Origin of the sequence: Okeania sp. SIO3I5, assembly GCF_010672085.1 — a bacterium.
Lineage (GTDB): Bacteria > Cyanobacteriota > Cyanobacteriia > Cyanobacteriales > Microcoleaceae > Trichodesmium.
Genome location: NZ_JAAHHT010000001.1, coordinates 30,075 through 43,173, shown reverse-complemented (window position 1 = coordinate 43,173; position 13,099 = coordinate 30,075). Strand labels below are relative to the sequence as shown.

At 37.4% G+C, this 13,099-nt stretch carries 9 protein-coding genes; 4 read left to right on the top strand and 5 right to left on the bottom strand.

All coding sequences use genetic code 11. The annotated features are described in order from the left end of the window. Window positions 1–464: 464 nt before the first annotated feature. The 4 genes from cbiD to F6K40_RS00145 all read right to left on the bottom strand — a co-directional run bounded on the left by cbiD (window position 465) and on the right by F6K40_RS00145 (window position 5,390). The gene (gene cbiD, locus F6K40_RS00160) at window positions 465–1,616 is read right to left on the bottom strand and encodes a cobalt-precorrin-5B (C(1))-methyltransferase CbiD (RefSeq protein ID WP_293129659.1); all 1,152 of its coding nucleotides are present in this window, start codon (window positions 1,614–1,616) and stop codon (window positions 465–467) included. A 555-nt stretch (window positions 1,617–2,171) separates the two neighbouring features. Beyond that, a complete protein-coding gene (locus F6K40_RS00155) occupies window positions 2,172–2,597 on the bottom strand; it encodes a hypothetical protein (RefSeq protein ID WP_293129656.1) in 426 nt (141 codons plus the stop codon). Between the two features lie 674 nt (window positions 2,598–3,271). After that, entirely contained in the window at window positions 3,272–4,792 is a 1,521-nt protein-coding gene (locus F6K40_RS00150) for a SagB/ThcOx family dehydrogenase (RefSeq protein WP_293129653.1), read from the bottom strand. Between the two features lie 448 nt (window positions 4,793–5,240). Continuing rightward, window positions 5,241–5,390 carry a hypothetical protein gene (locus F6K40_RS00145; protein ID WP_293129650.1) on the bottom strand — a complete coding sequence of 50 codons (150 nt, stop codon included), beginning with the start codon at window positions 5,388–5,390 and terminating at the stop codon, window positions 5,241–5,243. Window positions 5,391–5,588: 198 nt separating this feature from the next. Between F6K40_RS00145 and F6K40_RS00140 the strand changes: the two genes are divergently transcribed. Together F6K40_RS00140 and ilvC are read left to right on the top strand one after the other, a co-directional pair. Then, window positions 5,589–6,110 carry a pentapeptide repeat-containing protein gene (locus F6K40_RS00140; RefSeq protein ID WP_293129647.1) on the top strand — a complete coding sequence of 174 codons (522 nt, stop codon included), beginning with the start codon at window positions 5,589–5,591 and terminating at the stop codon, window positions 6,108–6,110. Window positions 6,111–6,578: 468 nt separating this feature from the next. Further along, window positions 6,579–7,574: a ketol-acid reductoisomerase gene (gene ilvC / locus F6K40_RS00135; RefSeq protein WP_293129644.1), complete on the top strand. Its 996-nt coding sequence runs from the start codon at window positions 6,579–6,581 to the stop codon at window positions 7,572–7,574. Between the two features lie 483 nt (window positions 7,575–8,057). Here the strand turns inward: ilvC and F6K40_RS00130 are convergent, their stop codons facing one another. Beyond that, window positions 8,058–8,276 (bottom strand): hypothetical protein, encoded by a 219-nt coding sequence (locus tag F6K40_RS00130; protein ID WP_293129641.1) that lies wholly within the window; start codon window positions 8,274–8,276, stop codon window positions 8,058–8,060. 1,572 nt (window positions 8,277–9,848) lie between these two features. On the opposite strand from F6K40_RS00130, the gene F6K40_RS00125 reads away from it, so the two are divergent. Together F6K40_RS00125 and F6K40_RS00120 are read left to right on the top strand one after the other, a co-directional pair. Next, complete coding sequence (locus F6K40_RS00125) at window positions 9,849–10,382, top strand: type IV pilin-like G/H family protein (protein WP_293129638.1); 534 nt, start codon at window positions 9,849–9,851, stop codon at window positions 10,380–10,382. 262 nt (window positions 10,383–10,644) lie between these two features. Further along, complete coding sequence (locus tag F6K40_RS00120) at window positions 10,645–12,870, top strand: O-linked N-acetylglucosamine transferase, SPINDLY family protein (RefSeq protein ID WP_293129635.1); 2,226 nt, start codon at window positions 10,645–10,647, stop codon at window positions 12,868–12,870. The last annotated feature ends 229 nt before the right edge of the window (window positions 12,871–13,099 follow it).

Genomic DNA, 13,099 nt, shown 5'->3' with positions numbered 1-13,099 from the left:
CGAATGGCATTCGCCCTCGCTATATTTAGAGTCTTTGCGTAAGTCCTGTCTAAGTTTTTTTATTTTGGAATTTCTAAACTTATCTTTTTATGAATTAAAATTAAGAATTGAAAACTTTAGCTATAGCAGGGAATAGGGAATAGGGAATACGAGTGAAAAACACTTCCTAGTCTAAGATTCATCATCAGTCTATGTCCTAACCAATTCTGTCTTAGCTATATTCATTAATCCATTAATTTAACTAGCTATCAGCAAGTAGGGACGAATGGCCATTCGTCCCTACTTGGGTTGAAATCGCCGGTTTCTATAAACCGGAAGGTGCGCAGAGGGTTAACAAAATCCCTTCTAAACCTTTAGTGCTGAGTGCTGATTGCTTTTTTAATAATTCTGCATTCTCAATTCTGCATTCTTAATTTAAAAAAGATTCATTAATTTAATAATTCTGCATTCTCAATTCTGCATTCTCAATTCAAAAGGGTATTCTTAATAGAATAACAAATTTGTGAAAAAACTGTATCAGCAACTTCAGTTTTACAGAAAATTTGGCGATCGCGGTTAAACAACATGGAACCTACTTGGACCTGCTTTTGACTATGATTAAAAATATAAGCTTGGCAACGTTGGTCAATTTTTGAGGCGATCGCCCCATACACCCTACCCACCCAGTCATTTTCCCCATTCATATCTAAGTTCCGCAGCAGTTTCAAAGCATTCTCGGCAGTAGTACAAGTAAAAATCTCTTGTAGCACAGAGGTAGGCAAACCTATATTTGCACAGTGAGCAGTCAAAATTTCTAATCGTCCGTCAGCTAGATGATGATGAGTATGAAAAATCCCGCCAGCTAATTTAATTAATTTGCCGTGATAACCTAATAATAAAATAGACTCTACTCCGGCAATAGCAGCAGCAACCAACATTGGGCCTAACCAGTTAGCTGTTTTGACAGTCTGTTGTGCAGGTATTCCCATTTTCTTGGCTATATCTAAACCATTTTCCCCTACACAAAACACCAAACTATTAAACTGTACTGCCTTTTGTTGTAGTTCTTCCTGGTAAACTTCAAGTTGTCCAGGCACACTCAAAGGTTGAGAAACCCCCGTAGTGCCTAATAAAGAAAGACCTTCAACTATACCAAAAGCAGAATTAGAAGTCCGAGTCGCTAATTGACGACCTTCTGGTAAAATGATACTGACTTTAACTTGTTCATTTTGGTTGAGCAAAGGTCGAAGATTTTCTTGCAACAGTCGTCGCGCATAACTATATATAGCTGTTTCCCCAGAATGAATATTATGTCCAATTCCTGCTCCACCTATAACTACAATTTGTTCGGAAGCATCAGTTGGGGAAACCGTGGCCAGTTCTACCATTGCCCAAACAGGAGTATTGCGAGTTAGATCGAGATTATTACCAGGATCGGAACGAGTAATAGCTAAAGCAGTATTACTTTTGAGCAAAGCAATCTGTTCGATAGGGATATCAACAATTTCTGCTGGTTCTAGTAAATTAATTGATACGGTAGACAAAGACGAGGTATTTTGACGTATCCAATGGAGCGCAGCTACAGCAGCAGCACAAGCAAATACAGGTAAAGTATATCCAGGGCGAGGTTCAGTCATCAGTTATCAGTTATTAGTTATCAGGAAGTTATGAAGGTAAATTACGGCATTGGTAAATTAGGGTATGATTTGTATTTTTTGGTAATTCCTAAACTATTGAATAACAAATATTTGAGATTGTTCAATTTTTATTTTCATACCTTTATTTACCAACACCCAAATTACTATAGCAATCCTAAATAGGTTGTAATATCATGTCCGGTTGAATAGTTATAAATAAGGAAGGAGGAGTCAGGAGGTAGGGACGTATTGCTGACGCTTTCGCTCCGCTAACGCTGCGCGACATGTAACGCATTAATGTTCAAGCAACGTCCGTAGGTCCTCAGGAGGGAAGAGAAGAGAGTTTGAATGTATAAGGAGGAAAAAGTTTTTTTATGACTAATTATCCGGACATGATATAACAATTCAAAAACTAGAAATAAACTCTGCAACTCTTCCCTATTGCCCATTGCTTATTCCCTATTCCCGAAAAGCGGTAAGATTTTTATACACAAATATATTAGAGGATTGCTATATTAGACATCTCCAAAAATCAAAAATAGAATCAATTCTTATCTATAAAATCATCGGTAGTCCTGCATTGTAATGGTGAAAATATATATTTTTTAATTTCTTCCCACACCTCCCACACGAACCAACCTCCCACACGAACCAACCTCCCACACTCTCTCTACCATTCCTCAGCACCACCACCAAATCATCAATTACTTCTCCCTGTTCCCAGTTCCCAGTTAAGTGTTCCCTGTTCCCTCCTTTCTGGAGATATCTATTAATTCCTAGAGATAAAATTCCTAAAATTTTCTCTAAGTTATTAACAACATATTCTGTCGCGGTTGGTAGAAATATTTGCCCGTATGGAGCTTGACTTTTTGAGATCACAGGAATTCCTTGAATTTTAATTATTTTACCTGATATTTTTTCAGACTCATTCCCACTTAATTCTCCTATCTTTTTATATTTTTCACTCGCGACCAGTATCATCTACGTGCGCGATTTATTTTTAAAGGACAGTAATAAATTTTTCCTATATTATCTATTAATCCCATTAACCTTTGTGTTGCATACCAACTATCCATTACAGCGCTTTTCAAATCAATGAACCACATCGTCACAAGTATAACCCTAGGCGAAGCGTGAACACTTAACACTTAACACTTAACAGCAGACTTTTAAAGGCTTTTTCTAGGTCATGCTGCGCAAACAGGATTTAGAAATGTCCGCGCCCTTATAGCAGTTTTCATGCTCTCTTGACCACAGTTGTAATCATCCGGGGTTTTTATGGAAGATTTGTATTCTTTTGTTACTAACCTTTGACTCATTACTCCTTACTCATTACTCCTTACTCATTACTCCTTACTCCTACAACAGTTTTGTGGTCTACTCAACTGAAAAGCGCTGTAATACAGTCTTCAATGGTAATTTTTTCTTATTTACCACACATAAAATCATTCGGACATGATATTATCTGCATAATAGAGATTAGCTGGTAAAAATTTAGAATCATTAACCAGTATGCACCATTCTCTAACTTTTGCCGGGGAATGGTTTTTTTCACTTAGAACTTTGTACTCTCCAGAATTCTATAATTACTTCAGTATTCAATCTCCCCTACTCCCCTACTCCCCTACTCCCCTATTCCCACACTTCCCCACTCCTTAAGGACTACCTAAAGTTGTAATATAAACAACTGCCTCATCGACAGGAATACCTAAAACTTCATTCACGCGATCGTCAAAGAAACCAGCAATACCACTAACACCTAAACCCAGATGAATAGCTGCTAAATTCAGTCTTTGCCCTAAATGCCCTGCATCTGCATGGAGGTAACGGTAAACCCGATCGCCATATTTGCCTACAGCTTTTTTCAGATCGGCAGTATGAAACAAGACAACAGCAGCATCCCTACCTAAGTCTTGCCCTAAGCACAAAAAATGTAACTCTTCTCGGAAATTTTTAAACCTAATTTGTCGCAACTCTTGAGCCATTGGGGCATAATAATAACAACCATCTTCTAAACCATCTACTTCAGAAACTGCAATAAACGTTTCAATCAAACTTAGGTCAAAATAATCAGGATTACCATCTAATTCTTGATTAAAGTAATGCTGGGATTGATAAGTAAAATCTAATACAGCTAATAATTCCTTTAAAGGAATAGCTTCTCCAGTATAGGCGCGAGTGGAACGTCGTTTGAGAATTGTATTTCTGAGACCTTCTAAGTCTTTACCCCAGGAAATGGAAGGAGTAACAGTGGAAACTTTTGTACAAAATGGAAAGTTATATTTATCTTCTGAATATTCTGGAGTTTCTCTTGTTTTCCAAGCAGGTACTTTTGGAGAATTTGAGTTAATGTGAGTCGCTTCATGTAAATATTTTAGCAGTTCACCATCTGGAATCATTGGATAATCTGTTTGAGTACCAGAAGGTAAAGCAGTTTGCCACTGAGGCAAATTTTGTTCGATATCTAGTAAGTCTGCTAAAGCAACAATAGCGATCGCCTGTTCTTCTGTTGTATCTAAATAAAGCATTTGATTTATTGCTTCATCATTAAACCCCCCAATTAGATGCGGTCGGTAGTTACTCAAAGCAGAAGCTAGTTCAATGTTACCTAATAAGTGACCTGTATCTAAAAATATTCGTCTATAGGCGCGGTCTTCGTAACGCCAAGCAGAACGATAAAAGATGGCAGTAATGGCGATCGCTAATTTTGTATTTTCTAGAGCTGGATGCCAAAAACAAGCATCCTGCAATTCTGGCCATACTCTATTGTCCCAAAATCTCAGTAATGAATGAGTTTTGGCCTGATAGTTATATAATCCCGCAGGTAATAGGGTTGTGCCACGGGAAATTAAATAAACCTCTGCTGGATACAACCCCCCAGCAGAAGGAGCTGCTCTTAAGTAATGATTTCCCATCATTGTTGCTATCTTAGCAGTCAAGCCATAGCTACACATAAGTAAGTTGGATAGGTTTTCTCCTTCTTTGGAGTCTTTTTCTGGATTAATTTTTTCTTGCAGATAGGGTTTCAGGTCAACAGTTGTGCCAATTTTATACTCTTTGAATGGTATTGGTTGATTTTCCCAGTCTAGTTGATGACTTTTACTCCCAATCGTTTCTGGGTCGTATTTTGTCCGCTCATGGTAATGTTGGGCAATAGATTGTCTAATTTCTGGCATTATTTTATTAGGATTCGTCTGACAATGATTCTAATAGACATTTCCAATAATAAAAAATCCAACCAATACTTCCCCCTACTCCTTACTCCCTACTCCCTACTCCCTACTCCCTCTTCCTGACAATGATTCTAATAGACATTTCCAATAATAAAAAATCGGCCTTCCTGAATGATTGTATGATTTTTAGTAGGGGCGATTCGCTTGCTCGCCCCTAAAGTAGTCAGTAGTCAAAACAGCTTTTTTCCTTACTATCAACCTTACTCTGATCCGAATTTCATACCTTATTTCACCAATGCCAAAAAATCAAACTAATTATTGCTCTGCTGATTAAATATCAAAGCATTTACAGATAAAGGTTTTAGCCATTTTAAGTCGTGAAAAAGTATCAGTTTTTCGGTAAAAAGAGCTGCATAAAGTGAGGACTTTGGGGCAGGGCGAGGCAGAAAAATCAAGGAAAAATTATTTCTCCCACACTTCCCACACCTCCCACACTTCCCACACCTCCCACACTTCCCACACCTCCCACACCTCCCACACTTCCCACACCTCCCACACCTCCCACACTTCCCACACCTCCCACACTTCCCACACCTCCCACCCTCCCACACTCCCTACTCCCTCTTTTAAGAATTATGAATGAAAATTTTACAAATCTTAAAAAAGGATTAGAATCCCAGTAATTTTTATCAGGCCATCTTAGTATAAATCTTGATAAATACAATAAGTATAAATACTCATTATTTATTTAATAAATGATGATTATCAACTGCTAACCAGTAGCTCTAAAAATATTGAAATGGAGAAGATGAGTGCAGAAGAATTACTATGGAGATATGCTGAGGGTCAAAGAGAATTTTCTGGCATTGATTTAAGTAATATTGAATTATTTGAAGCTAATTTAGAAGGAATTAATTTAGAAGGTTCTAATTTACAAAGAGCTTATATGCCTTATGCAAATTTGAATCAAGCTAACCTCCAAAGATGTAATTTGCTGGAAGTAGAAATGGGAGATATTAAACTTTATCAAGCTAACTTATCTGATAGTAATATTCAACAGGGAAATCTATCGAGAGCTAATTTACGTCATGCTAATTTTCGTGGTGCAAATTTGAGTAGAATTAATTTGCAAGGTGCAAACTTATATAAAGCAAATTTAATAGATACAGATTTAAGGTATGGAGATTTGAGAGGAGCTAACCTAGAAAAAGCAAAGTTAGATAATGCTAAATTGGGATGGTGTAATTTATTTCGAGCTAGACAAATTGATTTATCAATGGCAGAATACGATCATACTACTATCAGCCCTGATGGATATTGAATTTAGAATTTAGAATTGATTTAAGAATTTAGAATTCAGAATTCTCAATTCAGAATTGAAAGACAAAGTTTAAGAATTTAGAATTCATGGAATAGGGAATAGGTATGGAGGGAATCAGGGGGATAAAATAGTTTATTTAATGTCTTAAAATTGATTTAATTAAAACTTTTGCAAGAGGTATTCTCTATATTTAGAATTGAACTACAAAATTTAATAATTTTCAATCAGGACTTACGCAGAACCACCATCTCTTGGTGCGCGTTCCCTTGCGACTTTCGTCGTCGCGGGGTCGCACCGCTATCTAGTAGTGGCGAGTCGCGACTCGCCACTACAGATGGTGTATAATTTGATATGCATGGCTTTAGTCCTCTCAGTTCTAAATTCTAAATTCTCAAAACCTTCTGACTTCATTTGATATAATAAAAGTTTTGCATAAATAATAATAATTGCTGGCAGGAGACAAAAATAATGGCCAAAATGTACTATGATACCGATGCTAACCTGGACATCTTAAACGATAAAACGATCGCCATCATTGGCTATGGTTCTCAAGGTCATGCTCATGCCCTTAATCTCAAAGATAGTGGCTCAAAAGTAATTGTCGGTCTCTATCCAGGCAGTAAATCTACTACCAAAGCAAAAGCAGAAGGTCTAGATGTTTACCCAGTAAATGAAGCTGCCGAAAAAGCAGACCTAATAATGATTCTATTACCAGACGAAGTACAGAAAACAGTCTATAAAAATGAAATAGAACCCCATCTCAAAGAAGGAAAAATCCTAGCTTTTGCCCACGGTTTCAATATTCACTTTGGTCAAATTCTGCCCCCATCAAATGTGGACGTAGTAATGGTAGCACCAAAAGGCCCTGGACATTTAGTTAGACGGACTTATGAACAAGGAGAAGGTGTCCCCTGTCTATTTGCCATTTTCCAAGATGCTTCGGGTCTTGCCCGCGATCGCGCCATGGCTTATGCTAAAGGTATTGGTGGTACCCGCGCCGGTATTCTAGAAACTACCTTCCGGGAAGAAACCGAAACCGACCTATTTGGCGAACAAGCAGTTCTCTGTGGCGGTATCAGTGGGTTAATTAAAGCTGGATTTCAAACCCTAGTAGAAGCTGGATATCAACCAGAACTAGCTTATTTTGAATGTCTCCACGAAGTTAAACTTATAGTCGATCTAGTTGTCGAAGGTGGTCTAGCAAATATGCGCGACAGTATCTCTAATACTGCTGAGTTTGGCGACTACACTCGCGGACCTCGCATCGTTACCGATGAAACTCGCGCCGAGATGCGGAAAATCTTAAGTGAGATTCAGTCTGGTCAGTTTGCCCGCGAATTTGTCATGGAAAACCAAACAGGCAAATCTGTATTTACTGCTATACGTCGCCAAGAAGCGGAACATCCTATTGAAGAAGTTGGCAAAGATTTACGCGCCATGTTTAGCTGGTTAAAGAAACGCTAAAAATTTCCTCGTTGAAGGGGTGACAATTAATTGTAGGGGTTTGGTCTCCAAACCCCCTACTGGTGAGCGTGAGTGCGGGAAGTTTTTCTCCAAGACTCAAGCCTCAATTTAGGTCATTTGACATACTGCTGGATCACTCTTTAATTATTAATTACAGCAGATTCAGCGCGTCATGAGGTACAAATATATTATAAAATTGTAGCACAGCCTTCTAGACTGTTACAGTCGTACCTCACAGATCAAAAATACGCTGTATTAACTATTAATTAATAATCAGAAAACTATTTAATTATTAATTATTAATTATTAATTATTCAACTAGCTTTTCAAATCTCTTTGCCTGTTTAATACCGAACACTCTTAGGTCGGAACTGGCCTCGCCAATAGGACGTATTGTCACCAAAATAACATTTACTTGAAAAAAGTGGGCTGGATTAACCATTTAAACACACATAAGTGTTTTGATAATTATTTGTGGTTAGTCTATTCTGTTTTACCAGGAGTTTCCAATTTTTCTAAAGCTTCTTCTGTACGTTGATTAGTATTTTTAGGTTTTAACCACCTAGGCCATAACCCAACCACAAATTTACGACTTTCTAAACTGGCATTTTGGACAGGTTCGGGCATGAATTCCAAACTGTCTCCAATAGTTACAAAAACTATAGCCACAATGACGAATAACCATATTAAATTTTTATTCATAAGCTGATATTAATTAGATGTATTTGTTTAACTCTAGTATTCCTATTATACCAATTTTAAAAAATAATGTTACAAATAATAAGGGCAATAAAAAGACTTGACAGGAGATGTTCCTTTGACGAATTCAATAATTTATGAACTAAGAATGACTAAGAAGCTATTTATTCTGACTCCTGACTCCTTAAAAAAAACTAGATATTTGTAGCCAACATTTATCAAATTGGTATTACTGACAAAAATATCATAATTTATCTCAACGTTGGTTGAAGATCCGCGCTCTCCCTTTGGCGGAGCAAGTGCGGTAGCTATAAGGGGAGCGAAGAGATGGGAAAACCAATCAATAAGAGCGCTTTTACAGATAAGTATGTTAAAATACAAAAACTCAACTAAAAACCAAGGTTGAGATATTAATTGTTTTTTTTCAAGTCCCGTCGCCGTTCGCGTAGCGTCCCGGAGGGAAGGGGCACTGGTCGATTACTTATCGGACACGCAGGAAACGTAACCCACTCCCGCTAGAGGGATGGGTGCATTTTTCAGTGAGGTGTCAACTGGCCCCTACTGGAGACAGAATTTTAGAAGATAACCATAGCTGCCGTAATTGAGTAATCAATCAAGCAAGTATTTATGCTTAATTATTGACTCGGAATTTGATCAACGAAAAAAGTAATTGAGATGATTTGCATAGTATAAATACTTACCAAATCAAGAATTTTGATGCTACTTTTAATAATACAAATTGAAGTGCGGAATGTGGGTTAGAAGATTACGGCCAATGCTGACAAAGGCCATTTGTGCTTAAAGAGCGATCGCTACAATTTACCCAAACAAATTATAAGGTTAACTTTCCTGGCTGTTGTCCCGCGCTCTCCATCCCCCCTAACCCCCCGTGCATAGGGGGGAGGGGGAGCGTCGGGATGAAAGCCTGGGCCCGGATTCGGATACCTTCATAAGCTAAACGTTTATATGCCCAAGACACAAGCTAAGAGCATTTTGTTATTGTAAAAGTCAAAACAGGGGGAGGACATCACCTCTGTCATGCGCAGCGGTCAGGGTTTCCCAGACGCTCAGAATCCCGCTTTGTCCATCCCCCCTAACCCCCCTTTGAAAGGGGGGAATAGAAGGGCAACGTCGGGAGTATGTCAATGGCTTGTTTGTCCATTGTGAGACCTAAAAAAAGCTATAACCTTGATCTGTAAATACTTTGAGATTTAATCAGCAAGCCGTAAGTAACAATTTATCTCCTTTTTTTTTCAGAGTGAATTGAGGGGCTGAAGCCGTACTACGAAGCTAATTATTATTGCTTTGGAGCGTCATATCAAATCCTTTAACCCCTAATCTATTATCCCTGAGCTGAAGCGCAACTACAAACAAAGGCTTGTAGTTGCGCTTCAGCCCCTCATATATTTTCCTTGGGTTCAAGCCTAACTACGAGCTTAGAATTTGTTGGGTTTCTTCCCTCAACCCAACCTACTGAAAAAAAAATTTCTTGGGAGGTGATATGAAATTTTGGCAAGGTGGGTAAGTTAGATTCAGGAGAAAAAATTTATTTGTCCAATTGTTATAGGAGAAAAAATGAAAACTGAATTTAAGGCTAAGTTCTTACAGCACGTTGCTAAGAAGAGAAAAGAAGAGGGTTTCACTCTGATTGAACTGTTGGTGGTTATCATCATTATTGGAATTTTGTCTGCTATTGCCTTGCCTTCTTTCTTAAACCAAGCTAATAAAGCAAAGCAGTCTGAAGCAAAGCAGTATTTGGCTTCTATTAATAAAGGTCAACAAGCTTATTATGCAGAGAACGGTGGTTTTATCACAGATAGAGCTCAGATCGGAAAATTAGGTCTAGGCATTAAAACTGCAACAGGTAATTACACTTATGACATAGGTGCGAATACATCTGCCGAAGGTGGAGCAAATGCTTGGACAGCACAAGCTGTTTTTGGTGTTAAATTTTATGCAGGTTTAGTATATTTGACTGATGCCTCTGGAGCCCTGACTTCCCAAAGTGCTCTTTGTGAGAGTACAGACGCATCAGCACAAGGTGCTAACACATCAGGTGATCCACTAGCTTTGACTGAGTGTGGCGGTGATTACCCAGAAGATGTATAGTCTACCGTTTAGTATTTAGCTTTATGGGTATAACTAGCCCATTTATATAATAGTTGACATAATTAACAAAACTTTGAAGCTAGAAATAGGTAGTACGCTAAGTGCTACCTATTTTGTAGTTTTTATGGCGTTGGTGAGTTGTAATGATTTTTAGATTAAGTATCAACAGCTAAACATAAGTTTTTCAATTTTACCTTCAGCTACTTACTATTATATTTGAGCAACGCCGTTTTTATTAATACTCATTAAATTACTCTTAACTATGCACTCCAACCATACTTCTGGTAATCTCACAGATTGGCAACAAGAAGCTGACGTTTATTTGAGAAAAGGAAATTATATAAAAGCAGCCAGTTTATATGAACAAGCAATAAATATCGAACCAGATCGCAAGTCATACTATTGGCAGTTAGGCTTAATTTTATTGCTACAAGGAAAAGAAGAGGAAGCACAAACAACTTGGTGGCTTGGTATGGCAGATGGAGAAGTAGAAGAGGTTGAACTGTGGATAGAAGAATTAGTAGATTTATTAGCAACCGAAGCAAATAAACAAGCAGCTACAGAAAATTATTCTGTAGCTTGGGCTATCAGACAACATATTCGGGAAATTCACCCCACCGATCTTAATAACTTATTACATTTAATTGATTTGTATATTGCTCTGGAAAACTATACAGCAGATCAATTGAACGAATATGAAATTATTACACAACTAGAAAACACCGCGCCCAAAGAACTTGACCAAAATTTATTACTACATCTACTGAGGAAACTTTTAGTATATGACCCGATAAATTTATTATCTATAGAGTTTGTATCAGTTGCTGCTGAAAAAATAGAAGATAAACCTGCACTTGTTAGTTGTTTAATACCACCTATATATCAAATTGCTTACTCCTTTGCAGAATTAGGAGTTGCCAGAAAATATACAGAAATATTGTTGAATGTTGTGCCAGAAAATCAAGAAGTATTGAGAACTATGGCGCAATTTAGCACGGAGCTAACTGATTATTCCCTGGGTCTTGAATATGCACAAAAGACTTATGCTTTATCAAAAAAAATCTTTGAAAAAGTTATAGATTATCATTTAGTTTGTCGCTCTCTTATAGCCTTGAAAGGATGCGATTTAACTGTTAAAGAAGCAGTAGAACACCAAGAAAATCTCTTAAAATCTCTAGTAGTAGAAGCTCCAGAACAACTTGCCGGATCAGCAATACGTTTGTATAGTTCTAGTTTTTTCTTCCCCTATGCCAGAGATTGCCCTGAAAAAAATGTTGAAATTCGCAGTCAGGTAGCAGAGCTTTGTCAACTGAATTTAGAAACAACTTATGCTGAACAAATTAATAAATATCGTCAGAAGTTATCTGCACAAAAACAGATAAAATCAACAAAAAAAATTCTGAAAATCGGGTATTTATCCCATTGTTTCAGAAGACATTCTGTCGGGTGGATTACCCGTTGGCTATTTAAGCATCATAATAGAGATAAGTATGAAATTTATGCCTATTTACAAGGGGCAGAAAACCGCAATGATTCTCTGCAAGAATGGTATATTCATCAAGCTACAAAAGCTCATGTTTATGGCATTGTCAATACAGAAGTAGCAGAAGATATTTATGAAGATGGAATTGATATTTTAATTGATTTAGATAGTACAACATTAACTAATAGTTGTTCGATTATGGCAATGAAAGCAGCACCTATTCAAGCAACATGGTTAGGGTGGGATGCTTCAGGAATACCAACTATTGATTACTATATTGCCGATCCCTATGTTTTGCCAGAAAATGCTCAAGACTATTACCCCCATAAAATTTGGCGACTACCTCAAACTTATGTTGCGGTGGATGGTTTTGAGGTAAACATACCCAGTATTAAACGAGAAGATTTAGGGATTCCCAGTGATGCAGTGGTTTATTTTACTGCTCAGAGAGGTTATAAATGCAATCCCGATACTGCTAGACTGCAAATGAAAATCCTTAAGGAAGTTCCCAATAGTTACTTCTTGTTTAAAAAATTTGGTGAGTCAGACGTTTTATCTGAATTGCTGATAGATATTGCTGAGTCAGAGGATATTAGTAGCGATCGCCTCATTCCTATAGAAGAAGTTGCTTTAGAAGAAGTTCATCGAGCAAATCTAGCAATAGCAGATGTCGTTCTAGATACTTATCCCTATAATGGAGCAACAACTACTTTAGAAACTCTTTGGATGTGCATTCCAATGGTAACACGGGTTGGTCAACAATTTGCAGCACGCAACAGCTACACCATGATGATGAATGCTGGTATCAGCGAAGGTATTGCTTGGACTGATGAGGAATATGTAGAGTGGGGAATTAAATTAGGAAAAGATGAAAAGTTACGTCAGGAAATATCCTGGAAGTTGAGAAAGTCGAGACAAACTGCTCCCTTGTGGAATGCGAAACAGTTTACTCGCGAAATGGAAAAAGCTTATGAGCAAATGTGGCAGAGGTATGTTGATAATTAATAATTAATAATTAATAATTAATAATTAACAAGAAGTTTCGTTTAAAATTAATTTTTTCTATTTTTCTGAGGAGGATTTGTTATGGATACTGCCATAAAATTTTATCAGGAATGTGTGCAAAAATTGCTCTGTGAATACGAATTTATCCAAGACGGGGATTCTCAAATAGAGCTAATTTTTGACGATAAACGAATGCGCTATATGGATTTATGCTTAGGATGACATAAAT

Excerpts from the sequence above, each read along its gene's own strand:
- cbiD (WP_293129659.1), bottom strand. The coding sequence starts at position 1,616 with ATGACTGAACCTCGCCCTGGATATACTTTACCTGTATTTGCTTGTGCT.
- F6K40_RS00155 (WP_293129656.1), bottom strand. The coding sequence starts at position 2,597 with ATGATACTGGTCGCGAGTGAAAAATATAAAAAGATAGGAGAATTAAGT.
- F6K40_RS00150 (WP_293129653.1), bottom strand. The coding sequence starts at position 4,792 with ATGCCAGAAATTAGACAATCTATTGCCCAACATTACCATGAGCGGACA.
- F6K40_RS00140 (WP_293129647.1), top strand. The coding sequence starts at position 5,589 with ATGGAGAAGATGAGTGCAGAAGAATTACTATGGAGATATGCTGAGGGT.
- ilvC (WP_293129644.1), top strand. The coding sequence starts at position 6,579 with ATGGCCAAAATGTACTATGATACCGATGCTAACCTGGACATCTTAAAC.
- F6K40_RS00130 (WP_293129641.1), bottom strand. The coding sequence starts at position 8,276 with ATGAATAAAAATTTAATATGGTTATTCGTCATTGTGGCTATAGTTTTT.
- F6K40_RS00125 (WP_293129638.1), top strand. The coding sequence starts at position 9,849 with ATGAAAACTGAATTTAAGGCTAAGTTCTTACAGCACGTTGCTAAGAAG.
- F6K40_RS00120 (WP_293129635.1), top strand. The coding sequence starts at position 10,645 with ATGCACTCCAACCATACTTCTGGTAATCTCACAGATTGGCAACAAGAA.